General features: G+C 54.9%; 3 protein-coding genes. 2 read left to right on the top strand and 1 reads right to left on the bottom strand.

Features of this window, described 5'->3' with window-relative positions; all coding sequences use genetic code 11:
- Nucleotides 1-44 precede the first annotated feature (44 nt).
- Both HZU72_RS12535 and HZU72_RS12530 read left to right on the top strand, forming a co-directional pair.
- The gene (locus HZU72_RS12535; protein WP_180092466.1) at nt 45-6,560 is read left to right on the top strand and encodes a non-ribosomal peptide synthetase; all 6,516 of its coding nucleotides are present in this window, start codon (nt 45-47) and stop codon (nt 6,558-6,560) included.
- Nucleotides 6,557-20,380 carry a non-ribosomal peptide synthetase gene (locus tag HZU72_RS12530; RefSeq protein ID WP_180092461.1) on the top strand — a complete coding sequence of 4,608 codons (13,824 nt, stop codon included), beginning with the start codon at nt 6,557-6,559 and terminating at the stop codon, nt 20,378-20,380. The genes HZU72_RS12535 and HZU72_RS12530 overlap by 4 nt, the downstream gene beginning before the upstream one ends.
- 136 nt (nt 20,381-20,516) lie before the next feature.
- Here the strand turns inward: HZU72_RS12530 and HZU72_RS12525 are convergent, their stop codons facing one another.
- Nucleotides 20,517-21,404, bottom strand: coding sequence for an ABC transporter substrate-binding protein (locus tag HZU72_RS12525; RefSeq protein ID WP_180092458.1), 888 nt, complete (start codon nt 21,402-21,404; stop codon nt 20,517-20,519).
- Between the last annotated feature and the right edge of the window lie 135 nt (nt 21,405-21,539).

Below are 21,539 nucleotides of genomic sequence, written 5' to 3'. Positions count from 1 at the left end.
CTAGTAACATCATTTGTAACGCGGTACAGGAAGAGGATTTAGCGATGAAGGAATTGGCTCATCCACAAGATGTGGCAGCACCTATTGATGACAGGGAAGTGCAAGCTGGAGTACCGGAAGCAGTTCGTGAAGGTGAGGCATTGCCTCTGTCATATTCTCAGCAGCAGCTTTGGTTCCTGCATCGTTATTCGCCGGATCTTACCGCCTACAACCAGCCGCGTGCTTACCGGCTTACCGGAAACGTGGACGCAGGGGCGCTAGAACGAGCCTTTCAAGCACTAATTCAACGCCATAGCGTATTAAGAACACGATTCTTTGAGAGCAACGGCGTACCGCAGCAGGTCGTACTCCCCGGCGTCTCTTTTTCTATTCATAGACAGGATCTCTCTGAGCTGGCTGCACCAGCGCAGGACGAAAGGCGGACGCGCTCGATCGAGGAAGTCGCGCAGCATGTCTTCGATCTTGGTGAGCCACCGTTGCTAGTGGCTCGGTTGATAAAGATGGAAGAGCGCCGACACGTTCTGGTTGTCTGCCTTCACCACATCATTTCAGATGCATGGTCTAACCGCATCATCGAATCCGATCTGAGTGAAGCCTATCGTCAGGCGTTGGGCCAAAACGGAGATGCGCAGCTTCCAAGCTTGCCCATGCAGTATGGTGACTATGTTCTGCAGCAACAGAAGAGAGTGGCGTCGGGCGATATTGACAAGGAACTTAAGTATTGGAATGAACACCTAGGGGATGATGTCCCGCCGCTGGAAATCACCACGGATCGAGTCTATCCCAAACAGCAAGAATTTCGGGGAGCCACAAAGCGTTTCGTGTTGGATAGCAGCCTCACCAGTTCCCTAAAAGCCTTTTGCCAACAACAGCGCTTTACTCCTTTCGTGCCACTTTTCGCTGCCTGGCAAGTAGTGCTGGCCCGCTATTGTGGACAGCAAGATTTCGCCATTGGTGTGCCGTCGTCAGGTCGCCAGCAGGAGAAGTTTCAGGAGGTCGTGGGCTTTTTCATCACGACACTGCCGTTTCGAGTACGAGTAAATTCAGTTATGACGCTGGGTGACGTATGCCGACAGGTTAAAAAAGATGCAGTGGGATCGCTCAATTACGCTGATATGCCATTGGAGGTCTTGCTCGAACAACGGAAAGTAAAGCGGGATCCCGTTCGACAGCCGCTGTTTCAGGTCATGTTTGGCCTCCAGTTCAGCTCTGATGACGAGCAGCTGCAGTTAGATGATGTGTCTGTCGAACTAATCGATCTTCCTCAGACGAGTGCAAAGTTTGAGCTATCCCTGGATATGTTTATTGAACAGGAGCAAGTAGTTGGTGCTCTAGAATTCAATACCGATCTGTTTGAAGAACATACCATCCAACGTTTGATAGGTTATTACCAGAAAGTACTGAAAATTTTATTAGAAAAGCCGGAAACACAGCTCTCCTCTATCGAACTACCTGAGAATACGGAAAAAGCATTGCTGCTCGACTGGGGAAGCCACGCAGCAACCGATAGTCCGGTCGAACCCATCCATCACGTCATAGAGCGCCAAGCTGCGGCAACCCCAGAGGCTACGGCACTAGTATTCAAAGACCATTCGCTCAACTACACCGAGCTCAATGCCCGTGCCAACCAGTTGGCCCACTACCTGATCGGTCTAGGCGTAAAGCCAGAGAGCCGGGTGGGCATCGCCATGGAGCGCTCCATCGAGATGGTGGTGGGGCTTTTGGGTATTCTCAAGGCGGGTGGCGCTTATGTGCCACTAGATCCAGATTATCCGAGTGATCGGTTGGCCTATATGGTCAAAGACAGCGGCATTGAACTGCTGCTTACCCAACAGCACCTGCACGACATCTTACCGGTGGTAGGGAGCCTGAACGTTATTGAGTTGGATCAGTTGGATATCGCGCACCATGCATCGGCCAATCCAGAGGTGCCCCTGTACTGCGAACATCTCGCCTATGTAATTTATACCTCTGGTTCCACTGGTCGACCTAAGGGAGTTGGAGTGAGTCATGCCCCTCTTTCGATGCATCTCCAAGCGATTGGAAAGCTCTATGGTCTGACGCTCGAAGACCGGCTGCTGCAGTTTGCTTCGATCAGTTTCGACGCCTCTGGAGAACAGTGGCTGCTTCCACTCTTGGCAGGTGCAGCCCTCGTGCTTCCTCAGGGTCGACACTTGGAAATTGAGACGCTAGCCACATTAGTGCGACAGCATGCCGTTAGCGTGCTCTACCTGCCGCCGGCCTATCTGCGCCATCTCCATCAAAGCTTGCAGGCAGGCTCCCTGCCGGTGCGCCTTTGTATCGCCGGTGGCGAAGCTTGGTCGCGTGAAGACTTCGAAGGCATACGTAGAACTTGTGAGCCGGAACGCCTGTTTAACGCTTATGGCCCGGCCGAGGCGGTTATTTCTCCGACACTATGGTCGGATGATGCGGGCCTTGGACAATCATCCCAAGTGCCGATCGGTCAGCCAATTGGGGCGCGTAAGGCGCTAGTGCTGGATCCCGATCTGAATCTTGTGCCAACTGGCATAGGGGGTGAACTGTATCTGGGGGGTATGGGGTTGGCCCGCGGTTATCTGAATCGTAGTGGCTTAACGGCAGAGCGTTTCGTCGCGGATCCATTTGAGCAGGGCGAACGCCTCTATCGCACCGGCGATCTGGTGCGCTGGCGGGAGGATGGCCAGCTCGAGTACCTAGGCCGCCTTGATCACCAGGTAAAAATACGCGGCCTACGTATTGAGCTAGGTGAGGTCGAAGCTGAACTGATATCGCAACCGGAAATTCGCGAGGCGGTGGTGGTTGCCCAAGAAAGCCATAGTGGCTCGAGGCTGGTGGCGTATGTGGTTCCCCAAGGCGACAGTGAACTTGACACCAGTAAATTACGCGATCGACTGGGTCAACAGTTGCCAGATTACATGGTTCCGGGCGTCGTGGTCACCCTCGATGTGCTGCCGCTGAATGCCAATGGCAAGGTAGATCGCAAGGCCCTGCCCAAGCCGGACTTGGCCAGTAACTCGCAGTATGAGCCGCCCCAGGGCGAAGTGGAAGAAGCGCTGGCGGAAATCTGGTCAGAGGTAATTGGCGTCGAACGTGTGGGCCGATACGACAACTTCTTCGAGCTGGGGGGCCATTCGTTGTTGGCTCTGAAGGTGTTGGAGCAAATGCGGCATCGGGGCCTGACGGCGCAGGTGCGTACTCTGTTCCAACACCCGGAACTGGCATCCTTTGCTCACGCGTTGATGCAAGCGCCCGAGCAAGCGGAGGTAAACATCCCGCCCAATCTGATCCCTCACTATTGCGAGGTTCTCCAGCCTGAGATGTTGACACTCATCGAGCTCAATGCCGAAGAGCTTCGTGAGATCGAAGCGGCAGTGCCCGGCAGTGCTAGCAATATTCAGGATATCTACCCGCTGGCGCCGTTGCAGGAGGGGATTCTCTTTCACCACCGGTTGCAGGAAGAGGGCGATGCCTATGTGACGCCTCGCCTGCTGGGCTTTGATAGCAGGGAGAGGCTGGAAGCCTTTATTGTCGGTTTTAATAAGCTGATTGCCCGTCACGATATTTTACGTACCGCGGTTCTTTGGGAAGGGCTTCGCGAACCGGCGCAGGTGGTTTACCGGCATGCCAAATTAGCTCTCGAATGGCTAGACTTGGATGGTGGTGGTTCTCACTGCGCCGCTGAACGGCTGAATATCCAGGTGGATCCTGAGCACCATCGCCTTGATGTGCGCCAAGCACCTATGATTCGGGCGCTGGCTGCCCACGATGCTGAGCAGGGACGCTGGTTGCTACAGTTACCTAGTCATCATCTAGTCATGGATCACACCACTCTTGAGCTGCTGGTAGAAGAAATTTCCCTGATCCAGCAAGGCCGCGAGAGCGAGTTACCTCCACCGCTACCCTTCCGCAACTTCGTGGCGCAGGCCCGGCTAGGAGTAAGCCTGGAAGAGCACGAAGTCTTCTTTAGAGAGCAGTTGAACGATGTTGAAGAACCGACAGCGCCCTTCGGGCTGCTAGACGTTCGTGGCGATGGCAGCGATATCGAAGAAGTGCGCGTTCCTTTGACTACGGAACTAGCCCAGCAAGTTCGGCAGCAGGCTCAGCGCTATGGTGTAAGCACGGCTAGTCTATTCCACTTGGCTTGGGCCTTGGTGCTAAGCAAGACCACAGGGCATGACGACGTAGTATTTGGAACGGTGCTGTTTGGGCGTATGCAAGGCACTGGAGGGGCCGAGCGGGCGCTGGGTATGTTTATCAATACGCTACCGGTGCGTATCAAAGTGGGTGCTCAAGGTGTCGATAAGTGCTTACGCCAAACCCACGACGCTCTATCTGTGCTAATGCACCATGAACATGCCAGTCTTGGCCTCGCACAGCACTGCAGCGGGTTACCAAGCGGAACTCCACTATTCACGAGTCTGCTGAACTATCGTTATAGCGCCCCTCAACAAGAGGGAAATCCTATTCATATTTGGGAAGGTATGGAGGTACTGGGTGGCCAGGAGCGTACCAACTACCCGATCACGATGTCGGTGGACGATCTGGGTAACGGCTTCCAATTGGTAGGGCAGGTGAGCCGTGCGATCGGAGCACAGCGGCTTTGTGATTATTTGAACTCAGCCATTGTAGGTATTGTAGACAATCTGCAAGCGGTGCCTCAACAACCATTAAGTGAGATCAACCTACTCAGAACAGACGAACAGCAACTGTTGAGCGAGTGGGGAGAAAATACCCAACATTATTCCGAGGCTGCACCAATCCATCAACTGATTGAGAAGCAGGCTGCGGAAATCCCCGATGCTACTGCACTAGTACTCGGAGATCGGTCGCTCAACTACACCGAACTCAATAACCGCGCCAACCAGTTGGCCCACTACCTTATCGGTCTAGGTGTAAAACCCGAAACTCGGGTAGGCATTGCCGTTGAACGCTCCATCGAGATGGTGGTAGGGCTGCTGGGCATTCTCAAGGCAGGTGGCGCTTACGTACCGCTGGATCCAGATTATCCGAGCGATCGATTAGCCTATATGGTCGAAGACAGCGATATCGAGCTACTGCTCACTCAGCAACATCTTCGCGAGTCGTTACCAGTAGCTGAAAGCTTGAACGTTATTGAGCTGGATCAGTTGGATGTGACGCCTTATTCGTCAACCAACCCTGAAGAGGCCCTGCATGGTGAACACCTTGCCTATATCATTTACACCTCAGGCTCCACCGGGCGGCCTAAGGGCGCGGCCAATCGTCACTATGCACTGTCCAATCGCCTGCAGTGGATGCAAGACGCCTATGGCCTAACGACCGACGATGCGGTGCTACAGAAAACGCCCTTCAGCTTTGACGTTTCCGTGTGGGAGTTCTTCTGGCCGCTGATGCAGGGCGCGCGGTTGGTAATGGCGCCACCAAGTGCTCATCGCGAACCGGCACAACTGGTCGAGCTGATCCGTACCCACAAGATCACCACGCTGCACTTCGTACCTTCAATGCTGCAGGTCTTTCTGGCGCATGGCGAGTTAGATGCCTGTGCCAGCCTGACGCGCCTGGTATGTAGCGGCGAAGCGTTATCGGCTGAACTGCAGAACCAAGTATTGGCTCGGTTACCTCAAACGGGACTGTACAACCTCTATGGCCCCACAGAAGCAGCTATCGATGTTACCCACTGGACGTGCCAAGACGATGGGCGCAATCAGGTAGCGATTGGCCAACCGATCGCCGGTATCCGCACCTACGTACTAGACAGCGATCTCAGCATGGCGCCTCCCGGGGTCGCGGGTGAGCTTTATCTTGGAGGCATTGGGTTGGCGCGGGGCTACCTACACCGCCCAGAGCTTACTGCAGAACGTTTTATCTCCGATCCGTTTGCCAAGGGCGAGCGCCTCTACCGCACCGGCGACCTAGTGCGCTGGCGGGAGGATGGCCAGCTCGAGTACTTGGGTCGCCTAGACCACCAGGTGAAAATCCGCGGCCTGCGTATCGAACTGGGTGAGATCGAAGCCGAGCTATTATCTCAGCCGGAGGTTCGCGAGTCAGTAGTAGTCGCTCAAGAAGGACCCGGTGGTTCTAGGTTAGTCGCTTATGTGGTGCCCCGAGCTGGCAGTGAACTCGATACCGCCGTATTACGTGAAGCACTCGGTAAAAAGCTACCGGACTATATGGTGCCGGGCGTTGTGGTTACGCTTGAGTCACTGCCGCTGAATGCCAACGGCAAGGTGGATCGTAAGGCACTCCCTGCGCCGGATTTAGCCAGTGGCTCGCAATACGAGCCGCCTAAAGGCGAGGTGGAAGAAGCGCTGGCGGAAATCTGGGCTGATGTGTTGGGCGTGGATCAAGTGGGGCGTCACGACAATTTCTTCGAGTTGGGGGGGCACTCGCTACTTGCGATGCAAATGGCGGCTCGCGTTCAAGCTGATATGCAAGTTGAGCTCCAACTATCCGAGGTGTTTAGGAAACCACTGCTGCGCGACCTGGCAGAGTGTATTGCCACGCTAAGCAGCGGGCACTCCTTAGAGCAGTCGCTCTCCGATATTGATTCCTTTATCGACAGCATGGATACCGTTCAATGAGTAACATAGATACCCGTCGTATTGCGGAACGCTTTGCCGGATTACCTGTTGAGCAGCGTCGCGCAGTTTACGACAAGATTCGCACTCAGGGGTTAGGCATTGGCCAGTTCCCAATTCTTTCTCGTCCTGTATCACAACAGACAGCTTGCTCACCCTCTTATGCCCAACTTCGCCAGTGGTTTCTGTGGCGCATGGATCCTCAAAGCAGCGCTTACCATATTACTGGTGCTCTGACCCTTAAGGGCTCGCTGGATACTGAAGCACTCCGGGGTAGCTTCTCCGCCTTAATATCTCGTCATGAAACATTGCGGACGGTGTTCCGCGACGATGGCGAGGGTGGTGTGATGCAGGTGGTGCAGGCTGATAGCAACTTCGCATTGCATGAGGTCGACCTAGGTCATATGCCGAAGGCTGAACGAGAAGGGGCAATAGAAAATCAGGTTGATCGGCTTTGCAACGATCCTTTCGATTTGGAGCAGGGGCCACTTTTGCGCGTGGGGATACTGCGTTTAGCTGAAGAGGAGTACCTGTTAGTAGTGGTAATGCACCACATCGTCTCCGATGGTTGGTCGATGCAGTTGATCATCGATGAATTTGCAGCGGACTACTCCGCTCGGGTAACGGGTGAAACGTGGCAGCCGCCAGCCCTGCCGATACAGTACGCTGATTATGCACTCTGGCAGCGTCAATGGATGGAAGCGGGCGAGAAAGAACGCCAGCTCGCATACTGGCAGGTGGAACTTGGCAACGAACACCCGGTACTGAAGTTGCCGACCGATCGCCCACGTCGCAGCGATGGACACTATCAAGCAGCAAGCCACGAAATAATGCTTCCTGGCTCGATGGTGAGCGGATTGAGTCATCAGGCTCAGGCGAAGGGCGCCACCCTGTTTATGACGTTACTCACCGGTTTCCAAGCGCTGCTGTATCGATATACGGGACAGGAAAATATCCGGGTCGGCGTGCCAATTGCCAACCGCCACCGGATGGAGACCCAAGGCGTGGTGGGGCTTTTCGTCAACACCCAGGTACTGCGCAATACGTTATGTGGACGCCTTAGCCTGGCTGAGGCGCTGGAACAGAGCAAACGTGCAGCTCTGGGGGCACAAGAGCATCAAGATCTGCCGTTCGAGCAATTAGTGGAAGCGCTGCAGCCCGAGCGTAGCTTGAGCCACACGCCGCTGTTCCAGGTGATGTTCAACCACCAGCGGCAAGATCATGGATCGCTGAAGACGCTACCAGGACTGGAATTGAGAAACTGGCCGCTGGAGCATGGAAGAGCGCAGTTAGAACTGACGCTAAATGTGGTAGAACGCAATGATGACTGCCTGGAGGCAAGCTTCGTTTATGCAGAAGAGCTATTTGATGCAACCACCATTAAACGTCTAGCTCAGCACTATACGGTCATTCTTCAGGCACTGGCAGAGGTGCCTGAATGCGCGTTGAGCGATATCGAACTGCTAGATAAAGATGAACAGCTAAAATTACAGAAATGGGGTGTAAACACACAACGGCATCCCGCTGCCCAGCCAATCCATCACCTAATTGAACGGCAGGCTGAGGCAACCCCAGAGGCTACGGCACTAGTATTCAAAAATCAGACACTCAGCTACGCCCAACTCAATATCCGCGCCAACCAGTTGGCTCACTACCTAATTGGCCTAGGCGTAAAACCTGAGACGCGGGTGGGAATCGCTGTTGAGCGTTCCATCGAGATGGTGGTGGGACTGCTGGCGATTCTCAAGGCGGGTGGCGCCTATGTGCCACTGGATACGGACTACCCCGCCGAGCGGCTGGCCTATATGGCCGAAGACAGCGGCATCGAGCTGTTGCTCACCCAGAAGCATCTTCGCGATACGTTGCCTGTGGCTGAGAGCCTGAGAGTTATCGAGCTGGGTCGGCTGGACGTCACGCAGCATGCCTCGACCAATCCTGAGGTGACGCTGCATGGCGAGCACCTCGCCTATTTGATCTACACTTCGGGCTCCACTGGGCGGCCCAAGGGCGTTGGGGTGAGTCATGGCCCGCTGTCGATGCATCTTCAAGCGATTGGCGCGCGCTATGGACTGACGCCCGAAGACCGGCTGCTTCAGTTCGCTTCGATCAGTTTTGACGCCGCTGGGGAACAGTGGTTGCTTCCACTGCTAGCAGGAGCAGCCCTTGTGCTACCACAAGGACGCCATCTAGGAACCGAGACGCTAGCCACTCTGGTGCGGCAGCATGCCGTTAGCGTGCTGTATCTGCCGCCGGCTTATTTACGCCACCTCTATCAAAGCTTGTCGGCAGGTTCCTTGCCAGTGCGCCTATGCATTGCCGGTGGCGAAGCCTGGTCGCGAGATGAGTTTGAGGGAGTTCGTCGAATTTGCCAGCCAGAGCGACTGTTCAATGCCTATGGTCCGGCCGAAACCGTTATCTCGCCGACGCTATGGTCAGACGATGCTGGGTTGGGGCAGTCGCCTCAAGTGCCGATCGGCCAGCCAATTGGGGCACGTAAGGCACTGGTGCTGGATGCCGATCTGAATCTTGTACCGGTCGGCATAGCAGGTGAGCTTTACCTGGGCGGCGCTGGTCTAGCGAGGGGCTATTTGAATCGTACCGACCTTACAGCAGAACGTTTTATCGCTGATCCGTTTGCGCAGGGAGAACGCCTCTACCGTACCGGCGATCTAGTGCGCTGGCGGGAGGATGGCCAGCTTGAGTACCTGGGCCGCCTCGATCACCAGGTTAAGATCCACGGCCTACGTATTGAGCTAGGTGAGATCGAAGCCGAACTACTCTCTCAGCCGACAGTTCACGAGGCGGTAGTGGTAGCGCAAGAAGGCTCCACTGGTTCGAGACTGGTGGCCTATGTGGTTCCCCAGGCTGGCAGTGAACTCGATAGCACCTCACTACGTGAGGTGCTGGGGCAACGACTGCCAGACTATATGGTGCCGGGCGTCGTGGTCATGCTCGAAGCACTGCCGCTGAATGCTAATGGCAAGGTGGATCGCAAGGCCCTGCCCAAGCCGGACTTGGCCAGTAACACGCACTATGAGCCGCCTCAGGGAGAGGTGGAAAAAGCGCTGGCGGGAATCTGGTCAGAGGTAATTGGCGTCGAACGTGTGGGCCGTCATGACAACTTCTTTGAGCTGGGGGGGCATTCGCTTCTGGCTCTAAAAGTGCTGGAGCAAATGCGGCACCGGGGCTTGACGGCGCAGGTGCGCACGCTGTTCCAGTGCCCGGAACTAGCGGCCTTCGCCCGGGCATTGACGCAGACATCAGGACAGCAGGAAATCAATATCCCGCCCAATCTGATCCCTCACGATTGTCAGACTCTCCAACCTGAGATGTTGACACTCATCGAGCTCAATGCCGAAGAGATCAGCGCCATCGAAACGGCCGTGCCGGGTGGGGCCAGCAATATCCAGGATATCTACCCACTAGCACCGTTACAGGAGGGTATTCTCTTCCACCACCGGCTGCAGCTAGAAGGAGATGCCTATGTGACCCAACACTTACTTGGTTTCGACAGCCGAGAACGGCTGGAAGCCTTTATAGCCTGTTTCAATAAGCTGATTGCCCGTCACGATATTCTGCGTACCGCGGTGTTGTGGGAAAACCTGCGCGAGCCGGTGCAGGTGGTATACCGGCATGCCGAATTAGCCCTCGAGTGGCTAATCGTGGATGGCGTCCCATCACAAAGCGTTGTCGAACGGCTGAATGCCGAGGTGGATCCTGAGCGCCACCGCCTCGATGTACGCCGAGCGCCGATGCTTCGGGCGCTGGCGGCCCACGATGCTGAGCAGGGACGCTGGTTGCTGCAGTTGCCTAGCCACCATCTCGTCATGGATCACACCACTCTCGAGCTACTGGTGGATGAAATTACCCTGATCCAGCAAGGCTGCGAAGACGAACTGCCCAAGCCTATCCCATTCCGTAACTTCGTTGCTCAGACCCGACGAGGGGTAAGCCAGGAAGAGCATGAAACCTTCTTCCGCGAGCGGTTGGGCGATGTGGAAGAACCGACCGCGCCTTTCGGACTACTGGAGGTCCGCGGCGATGGCAGCGATATCGAGGAAATGCGGCTGCCGCTAGAGCCAGAGTTGGCTCAACAGGTGCGGCAGCAGGCACAACGCCATGGTGTGAGCACGGCTAGCCTGTTCCACTTGGCCTGGGCCTTGGTGCTAAGCAAAACCACCGGGCGGGATGACGTGGTATTTGGCACCGTTTTGTTCGGCCGTATGCAGGGCACTGAAGGAGCTGAGCGGGCACTGGGGATGTTTATCAACACTTTGCCTGTGCGTATCAAAATGGGCACTCAAGGTATCGAGCAGTCCTTGCGCCAAACCCACGAGTCCCTATCTGCACTGCTTTATCACGAGCACGCTAGCCTTGGACTTGCTCAGCGCTGTAGTGGGCTACCGAGTGGCATGCCGCTCTTCACCAGTTTGCTGAACTATCGCTATAGCGCACCTAAGCACGAAGGTCGTTCCATTCATACCTTGGAGGGGATGGAAGTGCTGGGCGGCCAGGAGCGTACCAACTATCCGATTGGTATGGCGGTAGATGATCTGGGAGAGGGCTTCCAGCTAGTGGGGCAGGTGATTCGCACGATTGGTGCACAAAGGTTATGTGATTACATGGAAGCCGCTGTAGCCGGCATTGTGGAAAGTCTGCAAACGGTACCGAGGCAAGCGATAAGTGAGATCAGCCTGCTAGGAAAAAACGAGCAGCAGTTGTTGAGCGACTGGGGAGAGAAGACTCAACAGTATTCCGAGGCTGCACCAATTCATCAGTTGATCGAGCGCCAGGCCGCAGTAATGCCCGAGGCTACTGCCTTAATATTTGAAGAGCAGTTACTCAACTATGGTGAGCTTAATACACGTGCCAACCGGCTGGCCCACTATCTGATCGGTCTAGGCGTAGTACCCGAAACCCGGGTGGGCATCGCCATGGAACGCTCCATCGAAATGGTGGTGGGGCTGTTGGCGATTCTCAAAACGGGCGGCGCCTATGTGCCGCTGGATCCCGAGTACCCCTCGGCGCGGCTGGCGTTCATCGCTGACGATAGTGGCATCGAGTTGCTGCTGACTCAGCACCACTTGCGTAGGTCATTGCCGGTCGCTGATGGCCTAAGCGTCGTTGAGTTGGATCGGCTGGACGTGGCACATCACGCCGCTACCGATCCAGCGGTGGCGCTACACGGCGAACACCTCGCCTATGTGATTTACACCTCAGGCTCTACCGGGCGTCCTAAGGGCGCGGCCATCCGCCATGATGCCTTGACCAACTGCATGGTCTGGATGCAGAAGACCTACCAACTCACCGATACCGATGCCGTACTACATAAGGCGCCATTTGGGTTCGACGTCTCGGTATGGGAGATTTTCTGGCCGCTAAGTGTTGGGGCACGTTTGGTGATCGCCCAGCCGGGCGACCATCGAGATCCTGAGCGCATCATTGAGCTGATCCAGCGGCACGGCGTGACCACGCTCAATTTCGTGCCCTCTATGCTCAAGGCGTTCCTGGCCTATCCCGATGTTAAGGCCAAAACGCGTCTCAAACATATCATGTGCGGTGGCGAGGCCGTGCCAGCCACGCTACAGCAGGATGTGGCTGAGTGTCTTGATAGTGCCCACCTCCACGATCTTTATGGCCCCACTGAAACCACCATTCATGTCACTTACTGGTGGTGTCGTGATGACGCTCATCGCCAGATCCCCATTGGGCGGCCCATTAGCGGTACCCGCACCTACGTCTTGGATGGTGAGCTCAACCTGGCGCCACCGGGTGTGGCTGGAGAGTTATACCTGGGTGGGATCAGTCTGGCCCGTGGCTATCTCAATCGCAGTGATCTTACGGCGGAGCGCTTTATCGCTGATCCGTTCACAGAGGGCGAGCGCCTCTACCGCACCGGCGATCTGGTGCGGTGGCGGGAGGATGGCCAGCTCGAGTACCTGGGGCGCCTCGACCATCAAGTAAAAATACGTGGCCTACGTATCGAACTGGGGGAGATCGAAGCCGAGCTATTATCCCAGCCAGAGGTTCGCGAAGCGGTAGTGGTAGCTCAGGAAGGTTCTAGCGGCTCTAGGTTAGTCGCTTATGTGGTTCCCCAGGCTAACATCAAGCTCGACACTAGCTCACTACGTGAGGCGCTGGGGCAACGACTGCCGGACTATATGGTGCCGAGCGTTGTGATCCCATTGGAGTCGCTTCCGTTGAATGCCAATGGCAAGGTAGACCGTAAGGCCCTGCCCGTGCCGGATTTGGCCAGTGGCTCGCAGTATGAGCCGCCCCAGGGCGAAGTGGAAGAAGCGATGGCGGAAGTCTGGTCAGAGGTGATTGGTGTCAAATGTGTGGGCCGTCATGACAACTTCTTTGAGCTGGGGGGGCATTCGCTGCTAGCTCTAAAAGTGCTGGAGAAAATGCGGCATCGGGGACTAACGGCGCAGGTACGCACGCTGTTCCAATACCCGGAATTGGCGACCTTTGCCCAGGCACTGACGCAGACATCAGAGCGGCAGGAGGTAATCATCCCGCCCAACCGGATCCCCCAAGATTGTCAGGCTCTCCAGCCTGAGATGCTGCCCTTAATTGAACTCGATGACGAAGAGATCAGCGCCATCGAAGCGGCAGTGCCCGGCGTTACTAGCAATATTCAGGATGTTTATCCGTTGGCACCACTGCAGGAGGGCATTCTCTTCCACCATAGGCTGCAGGAAGAAGGCGATGCCTATGTCACCCCGCGTCTGCTTGGCTTCGACAGCCGAGAACGACTGGAAGCCTTTATAGCCTGTTTCAATAAGCTGATTGCCCGTCATGATATTTTACGTACAGCGGTGTTGTGGGAAAACCTGCGCGAGCCGGTACAGGTGGTATACCGGCATGCCGAATTAGCCCTCGAATGGCTAAACGTGGATGGCGCCTCATCACAAAGCGTTGCCGAACAACTGAATGCGAAAGTGGATCCTGAGCATCATCGCCTTGATGTGCGGCGAGCGCCGATGCTTCGGGCGCTGGCTGCGTACGATGTTAGACAGGATCGATGGCTAATGCAGTTGCCTGGTCATCACTTGGTGATGGATCACACTACCCTTGAGCTACTAGTGGAAGAGATTACCCTGATCCAGCAAGACCGCGAAGATGAATTACCCCAACCGCTCCCATTCCGCAATTTCGTTGCCCAGACCCGACTAGGGGTAAGCCAGAAAGAGCATGAGGCCTTCTTCCGCGAGCGGTTGGGCGATGTTGAAGAACCTACCGCGCCCTTCGGTCTGTTAGACGTTCGCGGCGATGGCAGTGAGATAGAGGAAGTTCGCCTTCCTTTGCCAGTGGAGCTGGCCCAGCAGATGAGGCAACAGTCACAGCGTTATGGTGTGAGCACGGCTAGCCTGTTCCATCTGGCCTGGGCGTTGGTGCTGAGCAAAACCACTGGGCGGGACGATGTGGTGTTTGGCACCCTGTTATTCGGGCGCATGCAAGGCGCCGAGGGTGCCGAACGGGCTTTGGGGATGTTTATCAATACGCTGCCCATATGTATTAAGACGGGTTCCCAAGGCATCGAGAACTCCCTACGCCAGGCCCACGAGGCCCTGTCTGCGCTGTTGCAACACGAGCATGCGAGCCTCGCCCTGGCGCAACGCTGCAGCGGTCTGCCTGGAAGAACACCGCTGTTCACAACTCTATTTAACTACCGCTATAGCCCGACAAAGGATGAAGACTCTCAGCCTAGCTCGGGCATGATTTTGCTGGATAGTCAGGAGCGCACCAACTACCCGATCACGATGTCGGTGGACGATCTAGGTAACGGCTTCCAGTTGGTAGGGCAGGTGAGCCGTATAGTCGGTGCTCAGCGGCTGTGTGACTATCTGAGTACAGCAATTGCAGGCATCGTAGAAAGTCTGCAAGCTGCATCTCAACAATCATTAAGTGAGATCAGCCTACTCAGAACAGACGAGCAGCAGTTGTTGAGAGAGTGGGGAGAGGATAAGCAACAGTATTCTGACACTTCTCCAGTCCATTATCTGATTGAGCAGCAGGCTTTGGCAACTTCCGAGGTCACGGCAGTAGTATTCGAAGATCAGTCACTTAGCTACGCCGAACTCAATACCCGCGCCAACCGCTTGGCTCATTATCTTATTGGCCTAGGTGTAAGGCCCGAAACCCAGGTGGGTGTCGCCATGGAACGCTCCATCGAGATGGTGGTGGGTCTACTAGCGATTCTCAAGGCGGGTGGCGCCTATGTGCCACTGGATCCGGATTACCCCTCCGAGCGGCTGGCCTATATGGTCGAAGACAGCGGCATCGAGTTGCTTCTCACCCAGCAGCATCTTCGCGATACGTTGCCGATAGCTGAGAGTCTGAGCGTTATCGAGCTGGATCGTCTAGAAGTAGCGCACTATGCCTCGAATAATCCCGGAGTAGCCCTGCATGGTGAGCACCTCGCCTACGTGATTTACACCTCGGGTTCCACCGGGCGACCCAAAGGAGTGGCCAACCGTCACCATGCACTGACTAATCGCTTACGGTGGATGCAGGATGCCTATGGCCTAACGGCTGACGATGCGGTGCTGCAGAAGACGCCCTTCAGCTTCGATGTCTCGGTGTGGGAGTTCTTCTGGCCGCTGATGCAGGGGGGGCGCCTGGTGATGGCGCCGCCGGGAGCCCATCGCGAACCGTCACAATTGGTCGAGCTAATCCGTACCCATGACATCACTACACTGCACTTTGTACCTTCAATGCTGCAGGCCTTCTTGGCGCATGGAGAGATAGAAGCCTGCACCAGCCTGACACGCATGGTGTGTAGCGGCGAAGCGCTACCGGCAGAGTTGCAGAATCAGGTATTTGCCCGCTTACCTCAAGTGGCACTCTACAACCTCTATGGCCCCACCGAAGCCGCCATCGATGTTACCCACTGGACTTGCCAAGACGATGGGCGCAACCAGGTAGCTATCGGCCAACCTATCGCCGGTATCCGCACTTACGTATTGGATAGCGATCTTAACTTGGCGCCGCCCGGAGTCGAAGGTGAACTCTATCTCGGAGGTATGGGTTTGGCGCGGGGCTACCTGCACCGGCCTGACCTTACCGCAGAACGTTTTGTCGCTGATCCGTTTGCGCAGGGCGAGCGCCTCTACCGTACGGGCGATCTGGTGCGCTGGCGGGAGGGTGGCCAGCTCGAGTACTTGGGCCGCCTTGATCATCAAGTGAAAATCCGTGGCTTGCGGATCGAGCTAGGTGAGATCGAAGCCGAACTACTCGCTCAGCCGGCGGTTCGCGAGGCGGTGGTGGTCGCCCAGGAAAGCCCCGGCGGTTCGAGGCTGGTCGCTTATGTGGTTTCCCAAGCTGACAGTGAACTCGACACCAGCTCACTACGTGAAGCGCTGGGCCAAAAGCTCCCGGATTATATGGTTCCAGGAGTTGTGGTTACCCTTAATGCAATGCCACTGAATGCTAACGGCAAAGTAGACCGCAAGGCGCTGCCCGAGCCGGATTTGGCCAGTGGCTTGCAGTACGAGACGCCTCAGGGCGAGGTAGAAGAAGCATTAGCGGCAATCTGGTCTGAAGTCCTTGGCGTTGAGCGTGTCGGCCGTCACGACAACTTTTTTGAATTGGGGGGCCATTCGCTGTTGGCTCTAAAAGTGCTGGAGCAAATGCGGCATCTGGGACTGACGACGCAGGTGCGAACCCTGTTTCAGTTCCCAGCATTGGCGGCCTTTGTCCAGGCCATTGCACAAAAGCCATTGCGGCAGGAAATCGTCATCCCGCCTAATCGGATCCCCCGTGAGTGCCAGGCTATTGAGCCTGAGATGTTGACCTTGATTGAACTCAACGCCGAGGAGATCAGTACGATTGAAGCAGCAGTGCCGAGTGGTGCTGCTAACATCCAGGATATCTACCCTCTGGTACCGCTGCAGGAAGGGATCCTTTTTCACCACCGGTTACAGCAAAAGGGTGATGCCTACGTGGCTCCTCGCTTGCTAGGTTTCGACAGCCGAGAACGGCTGGAAGCCTTTATAGCCGGTTTTAACCAGCTTATTGCCCGACACGATATTCTGCGTACTGCCGTACTCTGGGAAGGGCTCCGAGAGCCGGTGCAGGTGGTTTCCAGACATGCTGTGCTGGAAATCGAATGGTCAGTGGTGCCGGATGAGTCAACCGGCCGTTTAGCCGAATGGTTATACACTCAGGTGGATCCTGAATATCGTCGCCTCGATGTTCGCCAGGCACCTATGTTACGGGCGGTGGCTGCATACGATGCCGAGCAACAGCGGTGGTTGCTACAGTTACCCAGTCACCACCTAGTGATGGATCACACCACCCTTGAGCTACTGGTTAAAGAGATCGCCCTGATCCAGCAAGGGCGTGAGGACGCGTTGCCCAAGCCGCTACCATTCCGCAACTTTGTAGCGGAGGCCCGGCTGGGTGTAAGTACAGAAGCGCATGAGAATTTCTTCCGAGAGCAACTGAGTGAGGTAAAGGAACCCACGGCGCCCTTTGGGCTGCTGGAAGTGCGCGGCGATGGCAGCGATATCGAAGAAGTGCGCGTTCCTCTTGAATCGGAATTAGCCCGGCAGGTGCGGCGACAGGCGCAGCGGCATGGTGTCAGCACGGCCAGCCTGTTCCACCTAGCCTGGGCCTTGGTGCTGAGTAAAACTACTGGGCAGGACGACGTCGTGTTCGGCACTGTGTTGTTTGGGCGTATGCAGGGCATGGAAGGGGCCGAACGAGCGCTGGGGATGTTTATCAATACATTACCGGTGCGCATCAAAACAGGTTCACAGTGGGTCGATCAGTGCCTGCGCGATACTCATAATGCTTTATCTGAACTACTGCACCACGAGCATGCCAGCCTCGGCCTAGCACAGCGCTGTAGTGGATTGCCTGGTGGGACGCCACTCTTTACCAGTTTACTGAACTATCGTTACAGCGCACCTCAACAAGATGAAAGTTCCGTTCATACCTGGGAAGGCATGGAGGTATTGGGCGGCCAGGAGCGTACTAACTATCCCATCGGTATGGCGGTAGATGATTTGGGAGAAGGCTTTCAATTGGTGGGGCAGGTGAGCCGTTCGGTCGGTGCTCAGCGGCTATGTGACTACATGCGCGCGGCGGTAGTCGGCATTGTGGAAAGCCTTCACTCGGCGCCAGAGCAATTATTAAGCGAGATCAGTCTGCTAGGAAAAAACGAACGGCAACTGTTGAGTGAGTGGGGAGAAAACTCTCACCTGCATCTCGGTGGTCAATCAATCCACCAACTGATTGAACGCCAATCCATGAAGACGCCTGAGGCCACGGCACTAATCTTCGCTGAGCAGCGACTCAGATATGACGAGCTTAATACTCGTTCGAACCGTTTGGCGCACTATTTGATTGGTTTGGGTGTTCGTCCTGAAACTCGAGTGGGCATCGCCATGGAACGCTCCATCGAAATGGTGGTGGGGCTGTTGGCGATTCTCAAGGCGGGGGGCGCCTATGTGCCGCTGGATCCTGAGTACCCCTCGGAGCGGCTGGCGTTCATCGCCGACGATAGTGGCATTGAGCTGCTACTGACTCAGCACCACTTGCGCGAGTCATTGCCGATAGCTGATAAACTCAGCGTTGTTGAGTTGGATCGTCTGGACGTTGCGCATCATGCATCTTCCAATCCTGCGGTGGAGCTGCACGGCGAGCACCTCGCCTACGTGATTTACACTTCGGGCTCCACTGGGCGGCCCAAGGGCGCCGCCATCCGCCATGATGCCTTGACCAACTGCATGGTCTGGATGCAGGAGACCTATCAACTCACCGATACCGATGCCGTACTGCACAAGGCGCCGTTTGGGTTCGATGTTTCGGTATGGGAGATTTTCTGGCCGCTGAGTGTCGGGGCACGTTTGGTGATTGCCCAGCCAGGCGACCACCGGGATCCAGAGCGCATCATTGAGCTAATTCAGCGGCACGGAGTCACCACGCTCAATTTTGTGCCCTCAATGCTCAAGGCCTTCCTGGCCTATCCCGATGTTAGAGCCAAAACGCGCCTCAAACATATTATGTGTGGTGGCGAAGCCGTTCCAGCGTCGCTGCAGCAAGATGTAGCTGAATGTCTTGATGGCGCCAATCTGCATGATCTGTATGGCCCCACCGAAACCACGATTCATGTCACGCACTGGTGGTGTCGTGATGACGCTCAACGCCAGATACCTATTGGGCGGCCCATTAGCGGCACCCGCACCTATGTGTTAGATGGCGAGCTCAACCTAGTGCCACAGGGTGTAGCGGGTGAGCTTTACCTGGGCGGGGTAAGTCTGGCTCGTGGGTATCTAAACCGGAGTGATTTAACCGCAGATCGTTTTGTTGCTGATCCGTTTACAACGGGAGAACGTCTCTACCGTACCGGCGACTTGGTCCGCTGGCGGGAAGATGGCCAGCTCGAGTACTTGGGGCGTCTTGATCACCAAGTTAAGATCCGAGGATTACGCATAGAACTAGGTGAGATCGAAGCGGAACTGCTATCGCAACCGGAGATTCGCGAGGCAGTAGTAGTAACACAAGAAGGCCCCGGCGGTTCGAGACTGGTGGCTTATGTGGTTCCCCAAGCTGGCATCGAACTTGACACGAGCGCATTACGAGAGCGACTGGGTCAACAGTTGCCGGACTATATGGTGCCGAGAGTAATAGTCACGATCGATGCACTGCCGCTGAATGCTAACGGTAAGGTGGAGCGCAAAGCATTGCCTGAGCCTCATCTAGGGGAAGCCCGGGAGTACGTGGCACCTTCCACACCAGAGGCACACCAACTCGCCGAGATTTGGCAGCAAGTGCTGGGCGTTGAGCGGGTCGGCGAAACCGATAATTTCTTCGAATTAGGTGGTGATTCTTTGCTAAGCCTAAAAGTAATGAACCATGTGCAAGCGCTGCGGGAACCTAAACTCGACTTCAAGCTATTCGACCTGATGCAGAAGCCGACCATTGCTGATCTGCTGGAAGTGAGGAATCACACTGAGGTTCTGCCCAAAGGGGCTCTCATGCTCAATGGCGAGTGTCGCACTCAGCCGCCGCTATTCTGCATTCATGCCGTGATGGGAACGGTTTTTGACTATCAACCGTTGGCTCGGCGCTTGCAGGGAGTATGCACGGTTTACGGTCTGTCTTGCCGAATGTTGACCGACCCAAAGCATCGAGATACCTCACTTGAAACAATGGCTGATGACTATGTGGAGACGATACGTCGCATACAACCCGTGGGACCCTATCGCCTATTGGGATGGTCTCTTGGTGGAGCATTGGCAGCACTGATCGCGGCTCGACTTGAAGGGCTGGGGCAAGATGTGAGCCAACTGGCTTTGATAGATCCCTATATACCTGGCGGTGAACTGCACAGCGAGGATAGCTGGCAGCGAGATTTTGCAAACTTTGCATCGGTAATACTGCCAAGTGTTTCGCTTGAAGCTCGGGATGGTAAGGAGGAGAGCAAGGAGGAACCGAGTGAGGAGGAGATTGCCATTAAGCTGTCGAAGCTAATGGCGTCATTCGATGCATATGGTCGTGAGGGTTACGCAACATTGGGTAGCGAGGAGCTTGCTAGAATATTCTGCGTGGCGCGGCATTTGAAGTACCTTTCACTACAGCTTGATGCCTTGCCTGCATTGGACTGTGACGTGGACTGCTGGTGGGAATCGAAAAGAGGTTGGGAAGAGCGACAGGCGTTAGCGAACCAGTTAAATCGAATCCCGAGAACCTCAATTGAGACTCCCCATGACCACTTCTCAATTGTTGGGGATGAGGATCTGATATCTCAGGTGGAGGAGCTACTGGAAGCAAGTGCTCATCGGTATATCGGTGAGCAGGTGCCAGCTTGAGTAAAGGTTTTATGACCTCTTGCCTATAGAATAACTGTAGCGGCATGCCGCTACAGTTATTTCATCTATAGTATTCTACTTGCGTGAACTGGTTAGGATGAAAGTAAAAAAAGTATGCTCATTAAAATTGTGTCTATCATAGGGCTTTCACCAAGGCATTGGCAAAGCGTTGAGCGGAGGGGAGGGCACCCGCTATCCAGAAAGAAGACGACAAAACAACAGAATCTCCTTGCTGGACACTGGGGAGGTAACGCCACATGCCGCTAGTCTCGATATTATTTTCTATACCTATGGGGAATGCACTTTCGATGACAATCAGTCTCGCTTCTTCCACATTGAAAAGCTCTCTGATGCTTACTAGTGAATAGCCCCACTGATTGGTTTTTTCTGTCCATGCATTGCTTAAATTTAACTGCCGAAGCACCTCCTGAAACATACTATTCTCGCCATATACTCGGACATAGTGCTCATTTACTAGTTGAATAACTAGCAGTGGTGGCTGTGAGCTTAGGTTACTTCGCAATTCTTCAAGATGAGATCGTGTGTCCATAATTAGCTGTTCCGCTACAGCTTTTTGATCGACTGATACACCAATTTCAAGAGCAAATGCATCAAAGCTTGACCACAGACGGCCACTCCTATTTCCGACATAAGGATAAGATTGGATGATGGTATAAGGTGCAATGTTAGCTAACCTTTGCCCGAGGCGAACTTGGCTAGGAGACAGAAGGATATGATGAGGTTCGATGCTGCTTAGTAGTTCCATGTTTGGAAATGTCTGTGTTCCAATATCCATGATATCGACATCTTTGTAGTTATCGCCAGTCCATTTATGGAAGGCTGCGATATTGCCCAATGAGACAGCGCTAGGATCAAGAGAGAGAAGTGTTTCTGCAATTGTCCAGTCAAAGACTGCAACAGATGGAGGCAATTTAGTTGCCAGTGCTGGGTTAGTGGTTAAAATAAAACCAACTAAATAAACAGGGGTACGCCAAGACCTAGGCAGAAATCGTAAAAAACTCACAGCGAACTCCTTTAGAAAAAATAAAAATTCCCAAAAAAAGACTGATTAAATATTAGTGTATAAAAAATGATAGATACTCACTATCAAAAATTCAGCCCTACCTAAGCAGGGCCGAATAAAATACATGTAAATCGA

This window comes from Vreelandella sedimenti, from assembly GCF_013416325.1.
Taxonomy (GTDB): domain Bacteria; phylum Pseudomonadota; class Gammaproteobacteria; order Pseudomonadales; family Halomonadaceae; genus Vreelandella; species Vreelandella sedimenti.
The sequence above is the reverse complement of the archived record's forward strand: the minus strand, read 5'-3'. Positions and strand labels throughout refer to the sequence as shown.

Coding starts and splice junctions, on each gene's coding strand:
- HZU72_RS12530 (WP_180092461.1), top strand. CDS start 6,557: ATGAGTAACATAGATACCCGTCGTATTGCGGAACGCTTTGCCGGATTA.
- HZU72_RS12535 (WP_180092466.1), top strand. CDS start 45: ATGAAGGAATTGGCTCATCCACAAGATGTGGCAGCACCTATTGATGAC.